This window comes from Arthrobacter sp. MDT1-48-3 (assembly GCF_054511015.1).
Genome location: NZ_JBTNDL010000005.1, coordinates 1 through 24,726, shown reverse-complemented (window position 1 = coordinate 24,726; position 24,726 = coordinate 1). Strand labels below are relative to the sequence as shown.

Genomic DNA, 24,726 nt, shown 5'->3' with positions numbered 1-24,726 from the left:
GCGTTTGTGTTGCAGCCCAGGTTGACTGTCCTCGCCGGCCCGACGGCGGTCGGCAAGGGAACCGTCTCGACCTACATCCGGGACAACTACCCCGAGGTGTGGCTCTCCGTCTCCGCGACCACGCGCCCGCCGCGACCCGGCGAGGTGGACGGCGTGCACTACTTCTTCGTCTCGCCCGAGGAGTTCGACTCGCTCATCGCCGACGGTCAGCTGCTGGAGTGGGCCGTGGTCCATGGCCGCAACCGCTACGGGACGCTGCGCCGCACGGTCCAGGCCGCGATGGACGAGGGCCGCACGGTGCTCCTCGAGATCGACCTGCAGGGCGCGCGGCAGGTCAAGGAGAGCATGCCGGAGGCCAACTTCGTCTTTCTCGCCCCGCCGAGCTGGGACGAGATGGTGCGCCGCCTCGTGGGCCGCGGCACCGAAACGCCCGAGGAACAGCAGCAACGGCTGGAAACCGCTAAACTGGAACTTGCCGCCGAGCCGGAATTCAACCACACCGTCGTCAACGACTCCGTGGAGCATGCGGCAGACGAGCTCGTATCACTGATGGGACTGCGTCCGCTGCAGCGCTGAGAAGCCCCGCAGCAGCCGTTCCGCCTAATATTTGGAGATTTTGTGTCAACTCAGCCCGAAGGCATCATCAACCCGCCGATCGACTCTCTGCTGGAGGCCTCGGACTCGAAGTACGCCCTCGTGATCTACGGCGCCAAGCGTGCCCGCCAGATCAACGCGTACTACTCCCAGCTCCACGAGGGGCTCTTCGAGTACGTCGGCCCCCTCGTCGACACGAAGCTGAACGAGAAGCCCCTCTCCATCGCACTGCGGGAGATCAACGAGGGCATGCTCGTGTCCTCGCCCATGGAACAGTCCGAATAGTCCGGCCCCCGAAGCAGGCCACGGACGACCGGTGCGCATAGTACTTGGTGTCGGAGGAGGGATCGCGGCCTACAAGGCAGCATCCCTCCTCCGTCTTTTCACGGAGTCCGGGCATGACGTCACCGTCATCCCGACCGACGCCGCCATCCGCTTCGTCGGGACCGCCACCTGGGAGGCCCTCTCGGGCAACCCGGTGAGCAACAGCGTCTGGGACGACGTCGACAAGGTCAACCACGTACGGCTCGGCCACGAGGCCGACCTCATCGTCGTCGCCCCCGCCACCGCGGACGTCCTCGCGCGCGCCGCCGCGGGCCTGGCCAACGACCTCCTGACCGGCACGCTCCTCATGGCGCACGGGCCCGTCTTCCTGGCCCCGGCGATGCACACCGAGATGTGGCAGCACGCGGCCACCCGGGCGAACGTCGCCACCCTCCGCTCGCGCGGCGTCACCGTCATGGAGCCGGCCTCCGGTCGACTCACCGGTGCGGACTCGGGTCCCGGCCGGCTCCCCGAGCCCGCCGACATCTTCGCGGCGGCGATGGACGCCGTCGCCCGCAGCGGGGGCTCCGGTCCGCTGCGGGGCAGGCGGGTGACCATCTCCGCCGGAGGTACCCGGGAGGCCCTCGATCCCGTGCGCTTCCTCGGCAACCGCTCGTCCGGCAAGCAGGGTATGGCCCTCGCCGAAGCGGCACTCGCGCAGGGTGCACACGTGACCCTCGTCCTCGCTCACGCCGACGTCGCCCCGCCGCCCGGGTGCGACGTCGTACGGGTCGAGTCCGCGCTGCAGCTGCGCGACGCCGTCCTCGAGGCCCTGCCCGCAACGGACGTCCTCGTGATGGCCGCTGCCGTGGCGGACTTCCGGCCCGCCGAGGTCGTCGCCACCAAGATCAAGAAGCGCGACGACGGCTCGGATCCCGTGATCACCCTCGTCCGCAACCCCGACGTCCTCCGCGAGGCCGTGCTCGCGCGGGAGGGGCGCTCGGAGCCGCTCGTGATCGCCGGATTCGCCGCCGAGACGGGAGACGCGACGGCCGATCCGCTGACGCACGCCCGGGCCAAGCTCGCGCGGAAGGGCTGCGACTTCCTCGTCCTCAACGTCGTCGGTTCTGACCTCGTCTTCGGCGAGGATTCCAACGCCGTCACGATCCTGGGCGCCGACGGCACCGAGTCCGCTCCGGTGCGGGGTTCCAAGCGCGCCGTCGCCGACGCCGTCATCAGGCACGCCGCGCGGCTCCTCGCCCCCTGATGCGCGGGCGCCCTCCGGTCCGCCGCGCCCGTTCCGTCGCGGCGCAGCCGGGCCGGACCGTCCCCCCGACCAAGTAGAGTGGGCACGTGAATCCACCGAGCACTGAGTCCCCCCTGCGCCTTTTCACCTCGGAATCGGTCACCGAGGGCCATCCGGACAAGATCTGCGACCAGATCAGCGACGCCATCCTCGACGGGCTCCTCGAGCAGGACCCCGACTCCCGCGTCGCGGTCGAGACCCTGGTCACCACGGGCCTCGTGCACGTGGCGGGCGAGGTCACCACGGAGGCGTACGTCGAGATCCCCGACATCGTCCGCCGGACCATCCTCGGCATCGGCTACGACTCCTCGGCCAACGGCTTCGACGGCGCCCGCTGCGGCGTCTCGGTGTCCATCGGGCAGCAGTCCGCGGAGATCGCCTCGGGTGTGTTCACCTCCCTCGAGACCCGTGAGGGCACCGGCGTCGACCCCTACGACGCCCAGGGTGCCGGGGACCAGGGCATCATGTTCGGCTACGCGAGCGACGAGACCGCGGTGATGATGCCCACGCCCATCTGGCTGTCGCACCGCCTCTCGGAGCGCCTCACCGCGGTCCGCAAGGACGGCACCCTCCCGTACCTGCGGCCCGACGGGAAGACCCAGGTGACCATCGGGTACGACGGCGACCGGCCGGTCTCCATCGACTCCGTCGTCATCTCGTCCCAGCACTCCGCCGACGTGTCCCTCGAGCAGCTCCGCGCCGATCTCGCCGACCACGTCATCGCGCCGGTCCTGGCGGACTCCGAGCTCGACACGTCCTCGGTGCGCCACATCCTCAACCCCGGCGGCGCCTTCGTGATCGGCGGACCCGTGGGTGATGCCGGACTCACCGGCCGCAAGATCATCGTGGACACCTACGGCGGGATGGCACGCCACGGCGGCGGAGCGTTCAGCGGCAAGGATCCGTCGAAGGTGGACCGCTCGGCCGCGTACGCCATGCGCTGGGTGGCGAAGAACGTCGTGGCGGCGGGCCTCGCCCGCCGGGCCGAGATCCAGATCGCCTACGCCATCGGCATGGCCCAGCCCGTCGGGATCTACGTCGAGACGTTCGGCACCGAGACCGTGGACCCGCTGGCCATCGGCACGGCGATCCGCGAGATCTTCGACCTCCGGCCCCTCGGCATCATCAACGCCCTCGACCTGAAGCGCCCCGTCTACCAGCGCACCGCGGCGCACGGCCACTTCGGCCGCGAGGAGGACGGCTTCACCTGGGAGCGTACCGATCGCGTCGACAAGCTCCGGAGCTACTTCGACGCCTGAGGCGGGAGGGGACGGCGGCCGGCGCACGCCGGTCCCGGCGACATCATGACGGAGACGAAGCGGGATTCGGGCGGCACGGACGGCCAGCTGTCGCTGCTGCACGGCTTCGGCGCTGCGAAGCTGCCGCGCACCGATCCCGAGCGCGCGTCCGCCCTGCCCGTGGCGCGGGTCGTCCTCGACGCCCAGCTCCCGCATCTCGACCGGTTCTTCGACTACGCGGTGCCCGCCGCCATGGACGCCGAGGCCCAGCCCGGCGTGCGGGTCAAGGTGCGGTTCGCCGGCCGCGAGCAGGCGGGCTTCCTGGCCGAACGCGTCGACGAGGCCAGCACCACGGCGACGCTCCTGCCGCTGGGCAAGGTCGTCTCCCCGCACCGGGTGCTGACGCCCGAGGTCCTGGCGCTCGCGACGGCGGTCGCCGCGCGGTCCGTCGGCACGGTGAGCGACGTCCTGCGCTCCGCCGTGCCGCCGCGCATGGCCCGTGTCGAGGCCGAGTTCCCCCCCGAGGCGGCCGACGGCGCCGCGCCCGTCGCGGCAGGCCCGTCGTCCGGCAGCTTCCGGCGCTACCCGAGCGGCTCCGCCTTCCTCCAGCACCTGACCGCCGGGGAATCGCCCCGGGCCGTCCTCACGAGCCTGGGTGGTTTCGGCGCCAGGGCCTGGACGGAGGAGATCGCCGATGCCGTGGCGGCCGCGGCGGCCTCGGGGCGGGGGTCAGTCGTCGTCGTCCCCGACCAGCGCGACCTCGCGCGCGTCGAGGCCGCCCTCACCGCCCGGCTCGGTGCCGCCGCCGTCGCCCGCCTGACGGGCGAGGACGGAGCCACGCCGCGGTACCGCAACTTCCTGCGCCTCCTCACGGGCACGGCGACCGTCGCGGTGGGCACGCGCTCCGCCGCCTACGCCCCCGTGCGCGACCTCGGGCTGCTCTGCCTGTGGGACGACGGCGACGACCAGCACATCGAGCAGCGCGCACCCTACCAGCACGTCCGCGACGTGCTCCTCCTGCGGGCCGAGCAGGAGGGTGCCGCGGTGTTGCTCTCATCCTTCGCCCGGACCACCGAGTCCCAGCGCCTCGTCGACACGGGGTGGGCACGCGCCATCCAGGCGGACCGCGCCGAGGTGCGACGGTCCACGCCACGCGTCGTCCACGCGGCCGACGCCTACCAGATGGAGCGGGACCCGCTGGCCGCGCAGGCCCGGATCCCGCACGCCGCCTGGGCCGCGGCGCAGGCTGGGCTCCGGCACGGCCCCGTGCTGCTGCAGGTCGCGCGGACCGGCTTCTCGCCGGCGCTGGCCTGCGACCGGTGCCGCCACCCGGCCCGCTGCTCCGCCTGCGCCGGGCCACTGGCCCAGGCCGGACGGGATGCCCCCCTGGTGTGCCGCTGGTGCGGGCGGCCGGACAACTCCTGGTCGTGCGCCGAATGTGGTGGCACGCGGGTCCGGGCGACCGTCGCGGGTGCCACCCGGACCGCGGAGGAACTGGGGAGGGCGTTCCCGGGCGTGCCGGTCGTCTCCTCGGCGGGCGAGCACATCGTCGACACCGTCCGCGATGTCCCCGCCGTCGTCGTCGCGACGCCCGGCGCGGAACCCGTGGCCCCCGGCGGCTACGCGGCCGTCATCCTCCTCGACGGCAACGCCCTGCTGAGCCGCGAGTCGCTGCGTGCGGGCGAGGACGCGCTCCGGCGGTGGTTCTCGGCGGCGATCCTCGCCCGTCCGTCCACGGCTGGCGGCACGGTGGTGATCAAGGGCGACGACGACGTCGCGGTGGGGCACCTCGTGCGCTGGGATCCTGCGGGCGCCGCCGCCCGCGAACTCGTCGAGCGGCAGGAGCTCGGGCTGCCTCCGGCCGTGCGGTACGCGGTGCTGACGGGGACCCGGGAGGCCCTCACCCACTTCCTCGACGGCGTCGAGACGGAGGGGGCCGCGCGCGTCGTCGGCCCGGCCCCGATTCCGCCCGATGTGCGCCGGGAGGCGATGCTCGCCGCGCGTGCCGCCGCCGCGGCAGGGCGCGGTGCGGATTCGCCGGGGCGGGCGGCGACGGAGGCCCTGGCCGGCCAGGGCTCCCACCGCGTCCTGCTGTTCTTCCCCTACCGTGCCGCTGCGGGCATCACGCGGCAGCTGCGCGCACGCCGGGCCGCGCTGTCGGCGAAGCGGACGGGCGAGCCCGTCCACATCCGGCTCGATGCGCTGGACGTGCTCTAGGCGGCCTGCGCCACGTGCTCCGGGCGGCCTCCGTCACGGCGGGGGGACGCGGCGCCAGCCCTCGGAGTCGACCTCGATCACGAGGGGGACGACGGCCGCCACGCCTTGGCTCCGCAGCGCCTCCTCGATGTCCGGCGACGGTGCGGCGACCACGAAGGTCTCGCCGCGGTACAGGTCCGCCGTCGCGTTCACGAGCGCCACGAGGGCCTCGTGCCCTCGGCACCCGAAGCGCCCGGCGATCGGCAGCCGGGCCAGCCACGACGGCGGGATGCCCGCGTCGTCGACGAGGACGGCCGTCGCCGGGCACTGGAGATCCATGTCAGGAGCCTGCCCGGGGGAGCGGCTGGTGCCCCGCCGCTCCCCGTCCGGGAACCCCCGGTCGGGGAACCGGCGGTCGCGGGGTCCGTCGGGAAGGGCGCGTCATGAGCCCTTCGCCCCGTCCTCCGGCCTCGGGACCGACCGGGTGCGCCCGCGTCGCCGCCGCCGGGTGTATTCGGACACCGCACGCCGGCAGGCACCCCGCAGCTGCTCCGCGGACACCTCCCAGGAATAGCTCCCTGCACGCTCGAGCCCGGCGCGGGATGCTGCGGCCCACCGCGCGGGGTCGTCGAGGCTCCGCACCGCCGAGGCCACGTCCTCCGGGTCCCCGGGATCGACGAACAGGGCTGCCTCGCCCCCGACCTCACGGAAGATCGGGATGTCGCTCGCGACGACGGGCGTGCCGGTGGCCATCGCCTCGATGATGGGCAGGCCGTAGCCTTCCGCCCGGGACAGCGTGAGCAGGGCCGTCGAGTCGTGGAGCAGGTCCTCGTACTCCGCATCCGTCACGCCCCCGTGGAAGACGATGCGCTGCTCGTCCGCCGCCAGGTCCGTGAGTTCGGCGCGGCGTTCGGGCGTGATGCGGCTGAGCAGGTGGAGCGTGTGCCCGGGCAGCAGGGCCATGGCGCGGACGAGGGTCTCGACGTTCTTGTACGGCATGAAGGAGCCCATGTAGAGCAGCGACGGCGAGCGCGGCGCGTCAGGGTCCCGCCGGCGTTCCGTGGGCTGCGGGGCGTTGCCGACGAGCAGGACGGGCCTGCGGGTGAGCCTGTGCTCCGCCATGAGGGCCGCCGTGGTGTCGGAGATCGTCGCGACCACGTCGGCCCGGTCGAGCAGCAGGCGCTGCGGCCAGTAGGCGAGATGGTACAGCCGCCAGAGCAGGCGCACCGGGAGGGGGAGGAAGGACGGCGGCAGGGGGTTCTGGTAGTAGATCAGGTCGTGCAGCGTGAGGACGAGAGGGTATCTGCGGCCCCACGAGCCCATCGTCTGCATGGGGCACACGACGACGTCGGGCCGGAGGCGGTTGATGCGCCGGGCGACGAACAGTTCGGCGGGGGAGAGCGGGCTGTTGACCAGCACGGACGGCACGTCGGGCAGCAGGGCCAGCTGCCGGGGATCACTGACGAGCATGACGACGTCGTCCGTCTCCGCGAGCGCGGCGATCAGGCTCGCGCCGTACCGGCTGATGCCGTCGTGGTGGTCCGTGCGCGTGAAGCGCGCGTCGAACAGGATCCTCATGGGGCTGTGTCCTCCAGGAACTCCTCGATGATCAGCGCCGCTTCGCGCGGCTTCTCGTAGTGCACCAGGTGCCCGACGTCCGCGATGACCTCGAGCCGTGCGTCCGGGATGAGCCCTGCGAGGTCGCGCTGGCTCGCCACGGAACCGATGTCGTCCCGATCCGCCGCGATGAGCAGGACGGGCATTCGCAGGTCCGCGGCCCGGTCCCGCACGGTGCCCGAGATCGATGCCCGGAAGGCCTCGAGGACCACCCGACGGCCGGCGAAGGAACTGAAGTAGGCGTCGTGCTGCCCGTGGATCCAGCGTCGCAGGGTCCGGTCCTTCGTCTTGGCCATGAAGATGCTCATGCCGCGGACGATCACCGGATTCGCCAGGAGGGCGCGCCCGGCCGCCTCGGGCAGGCGGTCGGCGGCCACGTAGTATCCCTCGGCGAGCCGGGAGGCGGTGCGGCTGGGTCCCTCGAGCGCCGGAGCGCTGATGGGATTGACGAGGACCACGCGCCCGGCGAGGCCCGGGGAGCCGGCGGCGGCCTCCGCGGCCACGATCGAACCGAACGAGTGGCCGAGCAGGACGGGCGCGTCGGGGGCGAGGAGCCGGGTGCAGTCGCTGATGAAGCGGGCGTAGGTGGCTACGTCGTGCGTGCCGGCCAGCGCCTGGCCCTGCCCGAAACCGGGCAGGTCCGGCAGGATGACGCGGTGCCGGGGCAGCTCCTCGACGAGGCGCAGCAGTCCGTGGTGGTCGCCCCGGAAGCCGTGCACCATGACGATCGTCCCGCGGGGCGCCTCGCCGGGCGCCGTAACGGCGGGATAGTCCCAGATGCGCTGCAGGGTGCCTTCCCAGCGCAGGGTCCGGACCGTGGCATCGCGCATCAGCCGACCCGGTCGGGGTGCGAGCCGAATCGCTGGTCCCGGTCCAGCGCGTCGAGGGCCCCGACCTGTCCGTCGTCGAGCGCGAACCCGAGGATGTCGAGGTTGGAGCCGATCCGCTCCCGCGAACTCGCCTTCGGGATCGTGAGGATGCCCTGCTGCAGGTGCCATCGCAGGATCACCTGCGCCGGTGTCCTCCCGAGGTCGGCCGCGATGCGACCGACGACGGCGTCCTGCAGGACGTTGCCGCGGCCGAGGGGGCTCCATGCCTGGGTGGCGATGCCGTGCTGCGCGTGGAAGGCGCGCAGGTCGCGCTGCTGCAGGTAGGGGTGGAGTTCCACCTGGTTGAGGACCGGCACGACGCCGGTCTCGTCGAGCAGCCTCTCGAGGTGCGGCTGCTGGAAGTTGGAGACGCCGACGGACCGCACGCGTCCGTCGGCACGGAGGCGTTCGAGGGCGCGCCACGTCTCGACGTAGAGCCCCTTCGACGGGCAGGGCCAGTGGATGAGGTAGAGGTCGAGCTCCTCGAGGCCCAACCGCTGCATCGTCGCGTCGAAGGCGCGCAGGGTGGCGTCGAATCCGTGGTCGTCGTTCCACACCTTCGAGGTGAGGAAGAGGTCGTCGCGGGCGCCGGTCTCGAGGTACGCGCGGGCGGCTGCTCCCACACCCTCCTCGTTGCCGTACAGGGCGGCCGTGTCGAGCAGGCGGTACCCGACGTCCAACGCCGTCGAGCAGAGCCGGGCGGTGTCCTCGGGCGGGACCTTGTAGACGCCGTACCCGACGACGTCGATCGACGTCCCGTCGGCGAGGGCGGCGCGGGGGACGGAGGAGGTCATGGGGGAACTCTACCGAGATCGTCCTGCGGCCGGTGCCCCCTCACCCGGTCCTGCGCGTCGTTCGGCGGGATCGATGCTGTCGAGGATCAGTCCCAGGCCGTGGTCGAACTCGTCCCCGAAGTCGTAGCCGGGCTGCAGCACGATCCCGGTGGCGATCTCCATCATCCAGGGGTACTGCCCGCCCGCGAAGTGTTCCATGATCGGCGCCGCGACGTCGGGGACGGACTCGGCGCCGCTGAGCGGCAGGGCGGCCTCCTGCAGGGCGAACCCGTAGAGGTAGCTGTCGAGCAGCGCGTAGGCGTGGGCCGTGGCGCGGAGCGTGAATCCGCCCGTGCGCAGCGTGCCCAGGGTCGCGTCGTGGTGCCGCAGGGTCGCCGGGCCCGGGCTCGTCCGCGACTCGAGCAGTCCCACCGCCCAGGGATGGCGGCGCAGTACCTCCCGCATCGAGCGGGCCCGGGCGAGCATCTCCTCGCGCCACGGGTTGCCGATCACGGGCAGGTGGACCTCCGCGAAGACGAGATCCACGATGCCGTCGAGGATCCGCTCCTTGTTGGCGACGTAGTAGTAGAGGCTCATCGGCCTGCTGCCGAGCTCCCGTGCGAGCGTGCGGATGGTCAGGCCGGCGATGCCGTCGCGGTCCGCCAGGGCGAGCGCGCACTGCAGCACCCGCTCGCGCGATAGCGGGGTCCGTTCCCCCGGTTCCGTTCGTGCACTCATGGCGCTCCTGCCCCTCGTCTTTTCGTACAGTGTACGATACGGTGCTCGCAGGCGGGACGCACGGGGCGGGCGCCGGGGAGGCGATCATGCGGGAATCGATCGGCGGCAGGACGACGAGCGGAACCATGCGGGCGGTCGTCCACTCCGCGTACGGCGGCGCGGACGTGCTCGAACTGCGGGACGTGCCGGTGCCCGCGGTCGGGGCGGGGGAGGTGCTGGTCCGGGTCCGGGCCGCAGGGGTGGACCGGGGAGCCTGGCACATGATGACCGGCCTGCCGTACCTGGGGAGGCTCGCCTTCGGACTCAGCGGCCCGAGGAATCCCGTCCTCGGCATGGACGTGGCGGGCGTGGTGGTCGCGGTGGGCGGGCAGGTGTCGCGCTTCGCCGTCGGCGACGAGGTGTTCGGCGTGGGACGCGGGACGTTCGCGGAGTTCGCGACGGCGGCGGAGGGATCCCTCGTACGCAAGCCGGCGCTCCTGTCCTTCGCCGAGGCTGCCGCGGTGCCCGTCTCGGGTGTCACGGCGCTGCAGGCGCTGCACGACGTCGGGCGGGTGCGCGAGGGCCAGCAGGTGGCGATCCTCGGGGCATCGGGCGGGGTCGGCAGTTTCGCCGTGCAACTCGCCCGGGCGGCAGGAGCGCAGGTCACGGCGGTCTGCAGCGACGCGAAGGCCGGGTATGTGCGCTCGCTGGGCGCCGGGTCCGTCCTCGACTACGGCGAGCGCGACTTCGCCGACTGCGGGACGGCGTTCGACCTCGTGGTCGACATCGGCGGCAGTCCGTCGGTGGCCCGCCTGCGCCGCGCCCTGGCGGCCGACGGCACCGCGGTGATCGTCGGTGGCGAGGGCGGCGGGAACCTGACCGGTGGGCTGAACCGCCAGCTCGGCGCCGTCGCGCTGTCCCCGTTCGTCCGCCAGCGCCTGGCGATGATGTTCACCAGGGTGCGCGCGGACGGCCTCGGGCGGCTCGTGGACCTGATCGGGGCCGGGTCCGTCGTGCCGAGCATCGACCGGGTCCTCCCGCTGGCGCATGCGGCCGAGGCCCTCGAGCTCCTCGCGTCGGGTGCCGTGCGGGGCAAGCTGGTCCTCACGGTGTAGCCCCCGACGGGCTCCCGTCCCTCACGCGTGGACGAGGCGCCGGGCACACCCCTCGTCCAGGATCAGGTCGGTCGCGAGTCCGGCGGCGAGTGCACCGCGCAGGCCGTCGATCTTGGACTCGCCGGACACCACGCAGATGCGGCGCTGCACCGCCCGCAGGTCGTCGAGGTTGGGACCGGTGCTGCGCGTGTTGAGCAGGATGTCGCGGTGCGTGCCGTCCGCACGGAAGAACATGGTGGCCACGTCGCCGACCACCCTGTCGGTCTCGAGGGTCTCGAGGTCCTCGCGGTCCAGGTAGCCGCCGCTGTAGACATGGCTCGGGATGCCTGCGCCGATCGAGCCGACACCGAAGATCGCCATGGTCATGCGGCGTTGCAGGTCCAGGATGCGGCGCACGCTGCGCTCCTCCCACATCGCCGTCTTGGTGGCCGCGTGGTCGAAGAAGGCGGGGACGGGGAACTGCTCGACGCGTGCGCCGTAGGCCTGCCCGAAGCGGCGCAGGATCTCGCTCGCGTAGGTGATGCCCGTGGTCTGGGTGTTGCCGGCCCCGTTCAGCTGCACGATCGCGCTGTCGTGGGTCTGCTTGCGGGTCAGGTGGTGGCTGACGGCGCTCAGCGTGGATCCCCACGCGACGCCGATGATCGCGTTCGAATCCACGAGTGGCCCGATGGTGCGGGCGGCCTGGATGGCCACGCGGTCGAGCACCTCGGAGTCGTTCCCCGAGTCCGCGACGGGCACTACGTGCGCCTCGACACCGAACCTCCGGCGGATCTGCTGCTCGAGCGCAGGGGCCCGCTCGGACGGGTTGTTGACCTGGATCTGCACCAGCCCGGTCTCCCGTGCCATGGACAGCAGACGGGAGACGGTGGATCGGGACGTCCGCAGTTCGCGCGCGATCGCGTTCATGGTGAGGTCCTGCAGGTAGTACATCTGCGCGGCCCGCAACGCGTCCCGTGACCTGTTGCCCTGGTACTGATCGGGGTCGCCGGGATCCCGGGCGGGACCACCGCTCGTCGTCGTCATGCCGCCAGTCTGGACCGCTTCTGCACGTTTGTGCAATCCGGTTGACTGTTATTTCCAGCGCTCGAAGAATGGACTGTGCAGTACCCATTCCAGACATTGAGGTTACGGAGTAGTCCCTTGAGCATTCCAGCCGGCCGGACCGACGGTGAAGGCACCACAACTTCTACCCGCACCGCGGTGCAGGAGCTCAGGGACAACCCCCGGGCCTCCGTGCTGATCGTCGGTGGCGGCATCAACGGGGTCGGGACCTTCCGCGACCTCGCACTGCAGGGCATCGACGTCGCACTGGTGGAGCGCGGCGACTACTGCCAGGGTGCATCCGGTGCGTCGTCGCACATGATCCACGGCGGTATCCGCTACCTGGAGAACGGCGAGTTCCGCCTCGTCCGCGAATCGGTCATCGAGCGCAACGCACTCATGCGGATCGCACCGCACTACGTAAAGCCGCTGCAGACCACGATCCCGATCTACACGACGTTCTCGGGCATCCTCTCGGCGCCCATGCGCTTCCTGACGCACCGCCAGGGCAAGCAGGTGGAACGCGGCGCCGTCCTCATCAAGGCCGGCCTCACCATGTACGACTTCTTCTCGCGCGACGGCGGCAACGTCCCCCGCCACTCCTTCGTCGGCCGCAAGAAGGCGCTCGCCGCCATGCCCGACCTCCGCAAGGACATCAAGTACGCGGCGACCTACTTCGACGCGTCTGTGCACAATCCGGAACGCCTGACCCTGGACGTGCTGCGCGACGGCCACGTCGCCAACCCGGCCGCCCGCGCCGCGAACTACGTCAGCGCCATCGGGAACAGCGAGGACGGAGTCCTCCTGCGCGACGAGCTCACGGGCGAGACCTTCCCCTTCCAGGCCGACGTCGTCGTGAACGCCACCGGCGCCTGGACGGACGGCACCAACGCCGTGCTCGGGGCGGAGACCCGGTTCATGGGCGGCACCAAGGGTTCGCACATCGTGCTCGACCACCCGGAACTGCTCCGTGCCTGCAACGGCACAGAGATCTTCTTCGAGCACGTCGACGGCCGGATCGTGCTGATCTACCCCATGGGCGACCGCGTCCTCGTCGGCACCACCGACATCGACGTCGACGTCACCGAGCAGGCCGTGTGCACGGACGAGGAGATCGAGTACTTCTTCGAGCTGATCGGGCACGTCTTCCCGGACATCAAGGTGACGCAGGACGACATCGTGTACAGCTTCTCCGGGGTTCGGCCACTGCCGCGCCACGACGAGACGCAGCCGGGCTTCGTCTCCCGCGACTACCGCATCGAGAAGCGCGAGGAGATGCTGGGCGGCCGGTCCGTCACCACCCTGAGTCTCGTGGGCGGCAAGTGGACCACGTTCCGCGCACTGTCGGAGCACCTGACCGACGACACCCTCGCCGCCCTCGGGGCCGAGCGCAGGACATCGACGGCGGGTGTCGCGATCGGCGGCGGGAAGGACTTCCCGACGGACGAGGCCGCCGAGCGCGCCTGGATCACGGCGGCCGTCCGCCCGGGCTTCGACGAGGCCCGCGTGCAGGTCCTGCTGACCCGTTACGGAACCCGCGCGAAAGACGTCCTCGAATACCTCGCGGAAGGTCCCGACAGGTTGTTTAATTCCACGAAGGAGCTGAGCACGCGAGAGCTCGCCTACATGGTGGAGCACGAGCAGATCGGCCACCTGATCGACGTCCTGATTCGCCGTACATCGCTTGCCTTCCGGGGACTCGTCTCCGAGGAGCTGCTCGCAGAGCTTGCCGAGACCCTGGCCCCGTTGCTGGGCTGGACCGCAGCGGAATCCGCAGCGGAGATCGAGCTCGCCGAGGAGGTCCTCGCCGATGCCCATCGGGTGCAGGTCAAGAGCCTGACCGCGTAGCGGCTCCCGCCGCAACGGGTCGAACCGCTGTTCGGAACAGCGGTGCAGTGCCAACGGCAGCAGCTGCCGGGGGGGTCAACGCGTGCCGTCGAGGCGGCGGCACGCGTCAATAAATGAATAGATAGAGGAGTCAAAGATGTCTCTGGAAGTGTTTGTCGCCGAAATGTTCGGCACGATGCTGCTGCTGTTGCTCGGTACGGGTGTGGTCGCGAATGTCGCGCTCGCCCGGACCAAGGGCAATAACGGCGGCTTCCTCATGGTCAACTTCGGATGGGGCCTCGCCGTCTTCGCCGGCGTCTACGTCGCGGCCCTGTCGGGAGCCCACCTCAACTTCGCGGTCACGGTCGGTCTGTGGGTCAACGGCGACACCGCCGAATTCGCTCCGGGGGTCGACAAGAACTTCATCACCGCGATGGCCTACCTGGCGGCCCAGATGATCGGTTCGATCCTCGGTGCCGTCCTGTGCTGGCTCGCCTACAAGCAGCACTTCGACGAGGAGCCGGACCCCGCCAACAAGCTGGGTGTCTTCTCGACCGGTCCCGCCATCCGCTCCTACGGCTGGAACCTCGTCACCGAGATCATCGGAACCTTCGTGCTCGTGTTCGTCATCCTGTCCCTCGGCCCCACCTCGACGGGCCTCGGCCCCCTCGCGGTCGCCCTGCTCGTCGTCGGCATCGGCGCCTCGCTCGGCGGGCCGACCGGCTACGCCATCAACCCGAACCGCGACCTGGGACCCCGCATCGCCCACGCCATCCTGCCGATCAAGGGCAAGGGCAGCAGCGACTGGGGTTACGCCTGGGTGCCGATCGTCGGCCCGATCGTCGGTGGCGTCCTCGCCGGCATCCTGGTCCAGGTCATCTCGTTCCCCGTACCTGCCGCCTAGGCTCCAGCACCACCCGGGGCGGCTGTGCGCAGCCGCCCCCCGAAGACGTCCATCCAATGAAGGAGTAAGACATGTCGCAGCAGTACGTCATCGCCATCGACCAGGGCACCACGTCCAGCAGGGCCATCGTGTTCGACCACAAGGGCGATATCGTCTCGTCCGGCCAGAAGGAACACGAGCAGATCTTCCCGAAGGCCGGCTGGGTCGAGCACGATCCCGCCGAGATCTGGGGCAACACCCGCGAGGTCATCGGCACCGCCCTCTCCAGGGCCAACCTCACGCGCCACGACATCGCAGCCGTGGGCATCACCAACCAGCGCGAGACCGCGGTCGTCTGGGACAGGACCACCGGCAAGGCCGTCTACAACGCGATCGTCTGGCAGGACACGCGGACGCAGAACATCGTGGACGAGCTGGCGCAGGACGGCGGCGTCGAACGCTACAAGGCCAAGGTGGGCCTGCCGCTGGCCACCTACTTCTCCGGCACGAAGATCAAGTGGATCCTCGACAACGTCGACGGGGCCCGTGAGAAGGCCGAGGCAGGCGATCTCCTGTTCGGCAACACCGACTCCTGGGTGACCTGGAACCTCACGGGCGGCACCGACGGGGGCGTGCACATCACCGACGTCACCAACGCCTCGCGCACGCTGTTCATGGATCTCGAGACCCTGTCCTGGGACGAGTCGATCCTCGCCGACTTCGGTGTGCCCCTGTCGATGATGCCCGAGATCCGCTCCTCCTCCGAGATCTACGGCACGGTGCACACCTCGCAGCTGCTGCGCGAGACGCCGGTGGCCGGCATCCTCGGCGACCAGCAGGCGGCGACCTTCGGCCAGGCCGCCTTCGACAAGGGAGGTGCAAAGAACACCTACGGCACCGGCAACTTCATGATCGTGAACACCGGCGAGGAGATCGTCCACTCCAAGAACGGCCTGCTCACGACGGTCTGCTATCGGCTCGGGGACGCCAAGCCCGTCTACGCGCTCGAGGGTTCGATCGCCGTCACCGGTTCACTCGTGCAGTGGCTCCGCGACAACCTCGGCATCATCAAGAGCGCCCCCGAGGTGGAGCAGCTCGCCACCACGGTCGACGACAACGGCGGCGTGTACATCGTGCCCGCGTTCTCGGGACTCTTCGCGCCGTACTGGCGCGCCGATGCACGCGGTGCCATCGTCGGCATGACCCGGTTCGTGAACAAGGGCCACATCGCCCGTGCGGCCCTGGAGGCCACGGCCTTCCAGACGCGCGAGGTGTTGGACGCGGCGAACGCCGATTCCGGCGTGAACATGGAGGACCTCCGGGTCGACGGCGGCATGGTCGCGAACGACGCCCTGATGCAGTTCCAGGCCGACATCCTCGGCATCCCCGTCATCCGACCGAAGGTCACGGAGACCACCGCGCTCGGCGCCGCCTACGCCGCGGGCCTCGCCGTCGGCTTCTGGAAGGACACCGACGAGCTCGCCACCAACTGGGCCGAGGACAAGCGCTGGAACCCGTCCATGGACGAGGCCGAGCGGGAGCGCCAGCTGCGACTGTGGAAGAAGGCCGTCACGAAGACCTTCGACTGGGTCGACGAGGACGTGCGCTAGCACGGACTCCCCACCGAACGGGGCACGCCCGGTCCGCAGCAGACGGATCGGGCGTGCCCCGTTCTCCGCCGCACATCCGTCGGCACGGCTCGCACTGCTAAAGTGAACCCATGCCCCGAGCCCTCCTCCTTACCTAGCCGCACGGCATCCACCGTGCGGCGGCCCCTCCTGGACGTGAGGGGCTTTTGTGTGTCCGGCGCCGGACACCCCAGGCAGGGGCGGGTCCCCGCGGACGAGCAGTACCAGAGCAGGACGACGTTCCATCGACAGGACAGGTCAACACACAGTGAGCATCAACCCCGAGGGCGCTCAGCCGGACGAGAACACCTACGACTTCTCCGCCATCGAGGCGAAGTGGCCGGCGGTCTGGGATCGGCTGCAGGCGTTCGCGCCCGCCGACGACGGCACGCGCGAGCGGCGCTACGTGCTCGACATGTTCCCGTACCCCTCCGGCGACCTCCACATGGGCCACGCGGAGGCATTCGCCATGGGCGACGTCGCGGCGCGCTTTTACCGCCAGAAGGGCTTCGACGTCCTGCACCCCATCGGCTGGGACTCGTTCGGCCTGCCCGCCGAGAACGCCGCGATCAAGCGCAACGCGCACCCGGCCGAATGGACCTACGCGAACATCGAGACGCAGGCGCACTCGTTCAAGCGGTACGCGATCAGCGCGGACTGGAGCCGGCGGCTGCACACCTCGGACCCCGAGTACTACCGCTGGACGCAGTGGCTCTTCGTCCGGTTCTTCCAGAAGGGCCTGGCGTACCGCCGGAACTCGCCGGTCAACTGGTGCCCGAAGGACCAGACAGTGCTGGCGAACGAACAGGTCATCAACGGGGCCTGCGACCGCTGCGGGACGATGGTCACCAAGAAGAACCTGAACCAGTGGTACTTCAAGATCACCGACTACGCCGACCGCCTGCTGGACGACATGGAGCAGCTCAAGGGCCACTGGCCCGAGCGGGTGCTCGCCATGCAACGCAACTGGATCGGCCGCTCCGAAGGTGCGCACGTACATTTCCGGATCGAGGCCGACGGCGACCTGCCGGAGCGGGACGTCACCGTCTTCACCACCCGGCCCGACACCCTCTACGGGGCGACGTTCTTCGTCGTCGCCGCCGATGCGGACCTGGCCCTGGACCTGGTCACGCCGGACCGGCGCGCAGCCCTGGAGCAGTACCGCGAACAGGTCAAGGGACTGTCGGAGATCGAACGGCAGGCCACGGAGCGCGAGAAGACCGGGGTCTTCACCGGCCGCTACGCCGTCAACCCGCTGAACGGCGAGAAGCTGCCCGTCTGGGCTGCCGATTACGTGCTGGCCGACTACGGCACCGGGGCCATCATGGCCGTCCCCGCGCACGACCAGCGCGACCTCGACTTCGCCCGGGCGTTCGACCTGCCCGTCCGCACCGTCGTCGACACCGGGGCCGATGATGCCGCCGAGACCGGGATCGCCACGACGGGCGAGGGAACGCTCGTCAATTCCGGCGAGCTGACCGGGCTGGACAAGACGACCGCCATCCGCCGGGCCGTCGAGATCGTCGAGGAGCAGGGTACCGGTGAGCACACCATCAATTACCGCCTGCGGGACTGGCTGCTCTCCCGGCAGCGCTTCTGGGGGACGCCGATCCCGATCATCCACTGCCCGTCCTGCGGTGAAGTACCGGTTCCGGACGACCAGCTGCCGGTCACCCTGCCCGAGGGGCTGCGCGGCGAGGCGCTGGCGCCCAAGGGCACGTCGCCGCTGGCCGCCGTCGAGGAGTGGGTCAACGTGCCCTGCCCCGACTGCGGTGGCGCGGCGAGGCGTGACACCGACACCATGGACACCTTCGTCGACTCGTCGTGGTACTACCTGCGCTTCGTCGACCCGCAGCTGGACACTGCGCCGTTCGACACCGAGGCCGTGAACCGCTGGCTGCCCGTCGGCCAGTACGTCGGCGGCGTCGAGCACGCCATCCTGCACCTGCTGTACAGCAGGTTCTTCACCAAGGTGCTGTTCGATCTCGGCATGGTCGGCTTCACCGAGCCCTTCAGCGCGCTGCTGAACCAGGGCCAGGTGCTCAACGGCGGCAAGGCCATGAGCAAGTCCCTCGGCAACGGCGTGGACCTCGGCGAGCAGCTGGACCGCTTCGGCGTGGACGCCGTGCGCCTCACCATGGTGTTCGCGTCACCTCCCGAGGACGACGTCGACTGGGCGGACGTCTCGCCGTCGGGCTCGGCGAAGTTCCTGGCGCGGGCCTGGCGCCTCGGTGGCGACGTCACCAGCGCGGTCGGGGCCGACCCGTCGAGCGGCGACCGGTCACTGCGCTCGGTGACGCACCGCACGGTGGCGGAGTCCGCGGAGCTCATGGAGGCCAACAAGTTCAACGTCGTCATCGCGAAGCTCATGGAGCTCGTCAACGCGACGCGGAAGGCGATCGACTCCGGTGCCGGCGGCGCCGACCCCGCCGTGCGCGAGGCCACCGAGGCCGTCGCGATCCTGCTCAGCCTCTTCGCGCCCTACACGGCCGAGGACCTGTGGAGCCGCCTCGGACACGAGGCGACCGTCGCCACGGCGGGCTGGCCCACGGTCGATCCGGGCCTGCTGACCCAGGAGAGCGTCGTCGCCGTCGTCCAGGTGCAGGGCAAGGTGCGGGACCGCCTGACGGTGCCCCCGGACATCGCCGAGGACGAGCTGCGCGAGCTGGCGCTGGCCAGCGAGCAGATCCAGCGCGTGCTGGACGGTCGCGACATCCGCACGGTCATCGTGCGGGCGCCCAAACTGGTCAACATCGTCCCGGCGTGATGACTCGTCGGTGGACGGCCCCGACGCGGGCAGGGCGTGCTGCGTGCGCATAGCCGTCGTCACCGACTCGGCCGCCGGGTTCGCTCCGGAATGGAGCGCGCCCGGTGGCCTCGCCGACGGCATCCCGGTGGTCGCCATGCCGGTGCTGGTCGGCGCCGACATCCTGACCGGTGAGCACGACGACGTCACCGCACCCCTCATGGTCGCCCTCGCCGCAGGGACGACCGTGCGCACGTCCCGGCCGTCTCCCGGCCAGTTCGACGCCGTGTACGGCCGCCTCGCCGAGGAGGGGTACGACGGCATCGTGTCCGTGCACCTGTCCGGCCTGCTGTCGGGCACGGTCGATGCGGCCCGCCAGGCGGCATCCCGCGCGACGATCCCCGTCGAGGTCATCGACGCACGCACCGCGGGCATGGCGCAGGGCCGGGCGGCCCTCGCAGCCCGGGCAGCGGCGCGGAGAGGTGCGGACCTGCAGGCGGCCGCCGCCGCGGCGGCCATGGCCGCGCGGGCGTCCGCCCTCTACTTCTACGTCCCCAGCGTTGAGCAGCTCCGCCGCGGAGGCAGGATCCCGGCGGCGGCAGGCTGGCTGGGCGCCCTGCTGTCCGTCCGGGTGATCCTCCATGTCCAGGGCGGGCGACTCGTCCCCCTCGAACGCATGCGGTCGGCGGCGCGCGGCATGGCGCGGCTCCAGGAACTGGTGGAGGCTGACATCACCGCGCGCGCCGGCGGCGTCCTGCTGACCGTGCACCACTTCGGCAACGAGGACGAGGCTGCGGCCCTCGCCGGGCGCCTCGAGGCAGTGGCAGGAACCGGGCAGGTGTCGACCGCCCCGTGCCCCTCCGTCCTCGCCGCACATGCCGGGCTCGGCGTCGTGGCGGTGACCGTCAGTCCCGACTGACCGGTCGCCACGAGGACCTCTGCGGCGGACCGCCGCGGGTGCGATATCCACATAGCGCTCCGGGACCCGATCGAGGAGGAGTCCCGCTCCTAGCGTTGCGGGATGGGAAAGCACCGATGGCCGACCGCCGGCGACGCAGGGGAGACCGGCACCTGGGCTCCCGCGGCCCGGCCGGCGGATGGCAGCGCGGCGGGCGCTCTCCTCCCGGCGGATGGCCGCGAGGAAGTGCCGGACAGTTCGGATGCGCGCGCTGTCCGCGCTGCCCGGGGGGAGGAGGAGGGCCGGCAGACCATCCCGACCGGTGTCCAGTGGCGCGTCGCCCGCTCGGCGGCACTCGTCTTCGCCGGGGTGGCACTGGCGATCGGCGCAGCGCTCTTCCTCGTCCGGAGCTCCGAGCCGTCCGCTGCCGCGGTGTCGGTGCAGCTCGACAGCGGCGTATCGGACGATACTGCCGAGCCGGCTGCCGGCGATGGAGCCGCACAGGGTGCGGCTGCCGGTGACGGAGCCGCGGGGGATGCAGCCGTGGGGGCCGCTACGGGCGAGGGTCCGGGTGGCTCCGGTGGCGAGGACGGTACGGGTGGAGTCGGCCCGGGGCGTCCCGGTGAGGCACCGACGCATGAGTCGACCGACCGGTCAGGGGACCCTCTCGGCGTCACGGGCGGTACCGGAGGCGGGGCGCAGGGGATCATCATCGTCTACGTCACGGGAGCGGTCGCAGCACCCGGGGTCGTCACGGTCCCGTCCGGTACGCGCCTGTTCGACGTCATGGGCAGGGCAGGTGGTGCGCTCCCCGAGGCAGACCTCGAGGGGATCAACCTCGCTGCGACACCGTCCGACGGGCAGCACATCCACGTCCTCGCCGTCGGCGAGGAACCGCGGATCACCCAGGACCTCCCCGGCACCTCGTCCCCCGCCCAATCCCCGGGACGGCAGGTCGAGGGTCCCGGCGGCGGCGGTGCACCTGGCGGGAGCCCGGGCGGAATCGACATCAATACCGCGACGCTCGCGGAGATCGAGCTGCTGCCACGCGTCGGTCCGGTGCTCGGACAGCGCATCATCGACTGGCGCAGGGAGCACGGGCCGTTCGGCCAGGCGGCCGACATCGACGCCGTGCCTGGTATCGGGCCGGCGATGCTCGATGGGATCCTCCCCCTCATCGTGGTGCGGTGAGGCACGACGGCGGAGGTCCTGGCCGCGCCGCCTCCGCCGATCCGCCGGGAGGATCCGTCCCGGGAACGGCCCACCGAGGCCCGCAGGCTGCTCCGTCCCGGTGGCACGGCGACCTGCGCCTGGTCCCGTCCGCTGCGGCTGCGTGGACGGCCGCTGCCGTCGCTGTCCATGGCGGGGCGGTCGGGGCGACGGCAGCGGGGCTCCTGGCCGGGGCCTGTGCACTCATGCTGTCCTGTCTCGTGGTCATCGTGCCGGGCCGGCGACGTGCGTGGGCGCTGCTGCCCGGCCAGGCGCTGGCCCCCGCGGCCGCGCTGAGCCTGGTGCTGCTGTCGGCCGGCGGCAGCCTCGCCCGTGCCGAGGCGGGACCGGTGGACGAGGCGCTCGACGGCGGAGTCCCGTTCACCGCGGTCCTGCGCATCACGGGAGAACCGTCCTCGTTGGGTCCGGGAGCATTCGGGGGCGGGAAGCGCTACCTCGTGGACGCCGAGGTCCTCGGTGGTGTCCTCCGGGGTGCTCCCTTCGTGGCGGCGACCCCCGTCGTGGTCCTGGGGCCGGGCGGGTGGGCCGGCGTGGGGACCGGCGACACCGTCCGCGTCCTGGGCACGGCGGAACCTGCGGACCGCGTGGGGAGGGCGGCCGCGATCTTCCTCCCTGCCAGCAGCCCGGCGATCGAGGAGGCCCGCGGCTGGCTCGGCTACACGGATCACCTGCGCACGCGGTTCCGGGACCTCGCCCTCGCCGACAGCCGCGACGGAGGCCTGCTCCCGGGCATGGCACTGGGTGACCGGACCGGGCTCGCCCCGGACCTCGAGGAGGCCATGCGACGGACCGGACTGACCCATCTCACCGCGGTGAGCGGAGCGAACTGCTCCTACGTCGTGGCGTTCGCCTTCCTCGGGCTGCGGTTGCTCCGGCTTCCCCGGCTACCGGCCGGCGTCGGTGCCGTGGTCTCGCTCGTGGCGTTCGTCCTGCTCGTCCGGCCCGAGCCGAGCGTCCTCCGCGCTGCGGTCATGGGGGCGGTCGGAGTGGCTGCCGTCCTCTCGGGCCGCGGCAGGGTCTCGCTGACACTGCTGATGGTGTCGGTCATCGTCCTCCTCGCCGTGGATCCCTGGCTCTCGGTGTCCTTCGCCTTCGTGCTGTCGGTGGCGGCGACCCTGGGGCTGGTCACGGCCGGTCCGACGGTCGTCGACACCCTCGGCCTGATGATGCCGCGCCCGGCGGCCCAACTGCTCGCCATCCCGCTGACCGCGCAGCTCTTCTGCACTCCGATCCTGGTCCTGATCCAGCCCGCCCTGCCGGTGTACTCGCTACCCGCCAACGTCCTGGTGTCACCGGTCGTCCCGGCCATCACGCTGGTGGGCATGGCGGCGGTCGTGGCACTCGTCGCCGGTCCCGTACTCGCGCCGGCCCTGATCGCCACCGCCCAGCGGGGTACCCGCTGGGTGGCAGGCGTCGCCGAGGCCCTCGCAGCCGCTCCTGCCGCGACCGTGCCCTGGTTCCCGGGCGCGCCGGGAGCGGTGGTGGCTGCATCCGGGTCGGTGCTGCTTCTCCTCGCCATGGTCCGCCGCGAGTCGGTCCTCGCCGGTTGGCGGCGTGCCGTCACCCGCACTCGGCAGCCCCCGTCCGTCCCGACCGGGTCTGGAACAGCAGGGCGGCCGCCGGCCAGGGCTGGGCGCCGGACCGTCGCGATCGTCCTCGCCGTCGCCCTGCTGGGGGCGCTCGCGACCATCGCCCTCGTCGACCGGCGGGGCACGGGGTCCTCGTCCCGGTGGGCTCTCACGATGTGCGACGTCGGACAGGGCGACGGCATGGTCATCAGGACGTCGGCGGAGCACGCACTGGTCGTCGACACCGGGCCCGATCCCGATGCCATGGACCGGTGCCTGGACGCACTCGGGATCGAGGTGATCGACGCACTCGTCATCACGCATCTGCACGACGACCACTACGGCGGGGTGGAAGGTGCATTGCGTGGAAGGACCGTATCGGCCCTGTACTACTCGACCGGGGAGGACGGCCTGCCGCGTGAGCTGACCGACGCGACGGCAGGCGCCGGCGTCGGAGCCGAGCGTCTGACCGGTGCGACCCGCATCGACCTTCCACCCGTGCGGGTGGACGTCCTCTGGCCACGGGGGGAGACACGCCTGCCGGAGGAGAACAACGCGAGCGCCGTCCTGCAGGTCGTGGTGCCCACGGCGCAACGGCCCCTCACGCTCCTCCTCACCGGGGACCTCGAGGAGGACGCCGCCGCGGAGCTCCTCGCCGCGGTCCCCTCCCTGAGGAACGGGGGAGTGGACATCCTCAAGATCGCCCACCACGGAGCGAGGAACGGGGGAACAGGGATCATCGACGCCGTCTCACCCGCTCTCGCCCTCATCTCGGTCGGCAAGGACAACGACTACGGCCACCCGCATCCCCGCATCCTCGAACGGCTCGACCGCTCCGGTATCGCCAGCGCCCGGACCGACGAACTCGGATCGTTCACCGTGGGTGTCACCGACGGCAGGATCGAGGTCCACCGACTCCGATGACGGGGTGCCGGCCGGAGCCACCGCTGCAGCTTTGAGGCGAGAGGGCTCCGTGCAAGAGTAGGAGTGCATTCCGACGGAAGGAACACCCCCGCGTGGCAACGAGATCACCCGCCGGCCGCAGCACCGGCGCGGGCCAGCAGCAACCAGCATCATGGCGCGAGGTGCGCCCCGCCGGCGTCGTCCTGCTCTCCGGTCCCGAGGAGTACCTGGCGTCCCGGGCTGCGGAATCGATCCGGGCACAGGTGCGCACGGCACAGCCCGGAGCGGAACTGGTCCGGTTCGACGCCGGGTCCTATGACGCGGGAACCCTGACCATGCAGGCCAGCCCGTCGTTGTTCGGGGACTGGAAGATCATCGAGGTGGCGGGGCTGGCACAGATGAACGATGCCTTCCTGGTCGACGCGCTCGCCTACCTCGAGGACCCGGCACCCGATGTCGTCCTGGTGATGCGCCACTCGGGCGGGAACCGTGGGAAGAAGCTGCTCGATGCGATCAAGGCCGCCAAGGCTACCATCGTCGACTGCCAGCCCCTGAAGAAGGACGGCGAGAAGGCGGAGTTCGTCACCACCGAGTTCCGTCTGGCACGCCGGCGCATCGACCCGGATGCCGTGCGGGCGCTCGTCGCCGCGGTCGGTTCGCAGCTCCCCGAGCTGGCGGCAGCCTGCCAGCAGCTCATGGCGGACACCGCGGGCGACATCTCGGCGGAGACGGTGGAGAAGTACTACGGGGGCCGCGTCGAGGCGACCGGTTTCAAGGTGGCCGATGCCGCCCTGGCAGGGCGGACCGCGCAGGCACTGTCCATGCTGCGCCATGCTCTTGCCACGGGGGCGGACCCCGTCCCCATCGTCGCCGCGCTCGCCATGAAGGTCCGCGCCGTCGCGAAGGTCCATGGGGTCCGCGGATCCTCGATGCAGCTGGCGAAGGACCTGGGGATGGCGCCGTGGCAGGTGGACCAGGCACGCAAGGAGGCCCAGCGCTTCAGCTCCGAGGCCCTGGCGCGCTGCATCCGCGCCCTCGCCGAAGCCGACGCCCAGGTGAAGGGCGAATCGCGGGATCCCGTGTACGCCGTCGAACGGGCCGTCACGGTCATCGCGCTGGGCGACGGCTGACGCAGCACGGACAGGATCAGCTCCGCGCCAGGCGCCTGGCTCGGTTGTGCGGCAGGGCCCCGGCGTTGTCCCGCGGGCCGGGACCGGTCCCGGCCCGGGATCGCTGCGCTCCCGCCCTTAACGACGTAGGGGGGGAACCCCCCGGGGGGGGGGAGCCCCCCAAAGCTTTTCCACTTCCGAAGA

Annotated in this window: 20 protein-coding genes; 14 read left to right on the top strand and 6 right to left on the bottom strand. The window is 71.3% G+C overall.

From position 1 onward, the window contains the following. The first annotated feature begins 6 nt into the window (after nucleotides 1–6). The 5 genes from gmk (at nucleotide 7) to ACX80L_RS12080 (ending at nucleotide 5,619) form a co-directional block, all read left to right on the top strand. On the top strand, nucleotides 7–576 hold the full coding sequence (gene gmk / locus ACX80L_RS12100; protein ID WP_133080579.1) for a guanylate kinase: 570 nt from the start codon (nucleotides 7–9) through the stop codon (nucleotides 574–576). 42 nt (nucleotides 577–618) lie between these two features. Further along, the gene (gene rpoZ, locus ACX80L_RS12095; protein ID WP_055771293.1) at nucleotides 619–879 is read left to right on the top strand and encodes a DNA-directed RNA polymerase subunit omega; all 261 of its coding nucleotides are present in this window, start codon (nucleotides 619–621) and stop codon (nucleotides 877–879) included. Nucleotides 880–910: 31 nt separating this feature from the next. Further along, on the top strand, nucleotides 911–2,125 hold the full coding sequence (gene coaBC / locus ACX80L_RS12090; protein WP_459289939.1) for a bifunctional phosphopantothenoylcysteine decarboxylase/phosphopantothenate--cysteine ligase CoaBC: 1,215 nt from the start codon (nucleotides 911–913) through the stop codon (nucleotides 2,123–2,125). An 86-nt stretch (nucleotides 2,126–2,211) separates the two neighbouring features. Further along, complete coding sequence (gene metK / locus ACX80L_RS12085; RefSeq protein ID WP_133080577.1) at nucleotides 2,212–3,423, top strand: methionine adenosyltransferase; 1,212 nt, start codon at nucleotides 2,212–2,214, stop codon at nucleotides 3,421–3,423. Between the two features lie 45 nt (nucleotides 3,424–3,468). After that, nucleotides 3,469–5,619 carry a primosomal protein N' gene (locus tag ACX80L_RS12080; RefSeq protein WP_459289937.1) on the top strand — a complete coding sequence of 717 codons (2,151 nt, stop codon included), beginning with the start codon at nucleotides 3,469–3,471 and terminating at the stop codon, nucleotides 5,617–5,619. Between the two features lie 33 nt (nucleotides 5,620–5,652). On the opposite strand, the gene ACX80L_RS12075 is transcribed toward ACX80L_RS12080, so the two are convergent. From ACX80L_RS12075 to ACX80L_RS12055, 5 genes are all read right to left on the bottom strand, one after another. Then, entirely contained in the window at nucleotides 5,653–5,937 is a 285-nt protein-coding gene (locus ACX80L_RS12075; protein ID WP_459289935.1) for a hypothetical protein, read from the bottom strand. A 102-nt stretch (nucleotides 5,938–6,039) separates the two neighbouring features. After that, on the bottom strand, nucleotides 6,040–7,176 hold the full coding sequence (locus ACX80L_RS12070) for a glycosyltransferase family 4 protein (protein ID WP_459289933.1): 1,137 nt from the start codon (nucleotides 7,174–7,176) through the stop codon (nucleotides 6,040–6,042). Beyond that, a complete protein-coding gene (locus ACX80L_RS12065; RefSeq protein WP_459289931.1) occupies nucleotides 7,173–8,045 on the bottom strand; it encodes an alpha/beta fold hydrolase in 873 nt (290 codons plus the stop codon). The genes ACX80L_RS12070 and ACX80L_RS12065 overlap by 4 nt, the downstream gene beginning before the upstream one ends. Then, on the bottom strand, nucleotides 8,045–8,878 hold the full coding sequence (locus ACX80L_RS12060) for an aldo/keto reductase (protein WP_459289929.1): 834 nt from the start codon (nucleotides 8,876–8,878) through the stop codon (nucleotides 8,045–8,047). Before ACX80L_RS12060 ends, ACX80L_RS12065 begins: the two co-directional genes overlap by 1 nt. 9 nt (nucleotides 8,879–8,887) lie before the next feature. Beyond that, nucleotides 8,888–9,595, bottom strand: a complete 708-nt coding sequence (locus tag ACX80L_RS12055) for a TetR/AcrR family transcriptional regulator C-terminal domain-containing protein (protein ID WP_459289927.1) — start codon at nucleotides 9,593–9,595, stop codon at nucleotides 8,888–8,890. 29 nt (nucleotides 9,596–9,624) lie between these two features. On the opposite strand from ACX80L_RS12055, the gene ACX80L_RS12050 reads away from it, so the two are divergent. Beyond that, nucleotides 9,625–10,689 carry an NAD(P)-dependent alcohol dehydrogenase gene (locus ACX80L_RS12050; protein WP_459289925.1) on the top strand — a complete coding sequence of 355 codons (1,065 nt, stop codon included), beginning with the start codon at nucleotides 9,625–9,627 and terminating at the stop codon, nucleotides 10,687–10,689. 21 nt (nucleotides 10,690–10,710) lie between these two features. Here the strand turns inward: ACX80L_RS12050 and ACX80L_RS12045 are convergent, their stop codons facing one another. After that, nucleotides 10,711–11,619, bottom strand: coding sequence for a sugar-binding transcriptional regulator (locus ACX80L_RS12045; protein ID WP_459290164.1), 909 nt, complete (start codon nucleotides 11,617–11,619; stop codon nucleotides 10,711–10,713). A gap of 216 nt (nucleotides 11,620–11,835) precedes the next feature. On the opposite strand from ACX80L_RS12045, the gene ACX80L_RS12040 reads away from it, so the two are divergent. The 8 genes from ACX80L_RS12040 (at nucleotide 11,836) to holA (ending at nucleotide 24,543) form a co-directional block, all read left to right on the top strand. After that, nucleotides 11,836–13,578, top strand: a complete 1,743-nt coding sequence (locus ACX80L_RS12040; protein ID WP_459290162.1) for a glycerol-3-phosphate dehydrogenase/oxidase — start codon at nucleotides 11,836–11,838, stop codon at nucleotides 13,576–13,578. 136 nt (nucleotides 13,579–13,714) lie between these two features. After that, nucleotides 13,715–14,461: an MIP/aquaporin family protein gene (locus tag ACX80L_RS12035; protein ID WP_208741196.1), complete on the top strand. Its 747-nt coding sequence runs from the start codon at nucleotides 13,715–13,717 to the stop codon at nucleotides 14,459–14,461. Between the two features lie 71 nt (nucleotides 14,462–14,532). Beyond that, nucleotides 14,533–16,050, top strand: a complete 1,518-nt coding sequence (gene glpK, locus ACX80L_RS12030) for a glycerol kinase GlpK (RefSeq protein WP_459289923.1) — start codon at nucleotides 14,533–14,535, stop codon at nucleotides 16,048–16,050. A gap of 262 nt (nucleotides 16,051–16,312) precedes the next feature. Continuing rightward, entirely contained in the window at nucleotides 16,313–18,835 is a 2,523-nt protein-coding gene (leuS, locus tag ACX80L_RS12025; protein WP_459290160.1) for a leucine--tRNA ligase, read from the top strand. Between the two features lie 43 nt (nucleotides 18,836–18,878). Continuing rightward, on the top strand, nucleotides 18,879–19,733 hold the full coding sequence (locus tag ACX80L_RS12020) for a DegV family protein (protein WP_459289921.1): 855 nt from the start codon (nucleotides 18,879–18,881) through the stop codon (nucleotides 19,731–19,733). Between the two features lie 102 nt (nucleotides 19,734–19,835). After that, on the top strand, nucleotides 19,836–20,903 hold the full coding sequence (locus ACX80L_RS12015; protein ID WP_459289919.1) for a helix-hairpin-helix domain-containing protein: 1,068 nt from the start codon (nucleotides 19,836–19,838) through the stop codon (nucleotides 20,901–20,903). Next, a complete protein-coding gene (locus tag ACX80L_RS12010) occupies nucleotides 20,900–23,434 on the top strand; it encodes a ComEC/Rec2 family competence protein (protein ID WP_459289917.1) in 2,535 nt (844 codons plus the stop codon). The genes ACX80L_RS12015 and ACX80L_RS12010 overlap by 4 nt, the downstream gene beginning before the upstream one ends. A gap of 92 nt (nucleotides 23,435–23,526) precedes the next feature. Then, nucleotides 23,527–24,543 carry a DNA polymerase III subunit delta gene (gene holA / locus ACX80L_RS12005; RefSeq protein WP_459289915.1) on the top strand — a complete coding sequence of 339 codons (1,017 nt, stop codon included), beginning with the start codon at nucleotides 23,527–23,529 and terminating at the stop codon, nucleotides 24,541–24,543. Nucleotides 24,544–24,726: the final 183 nt, after the last annotated feature.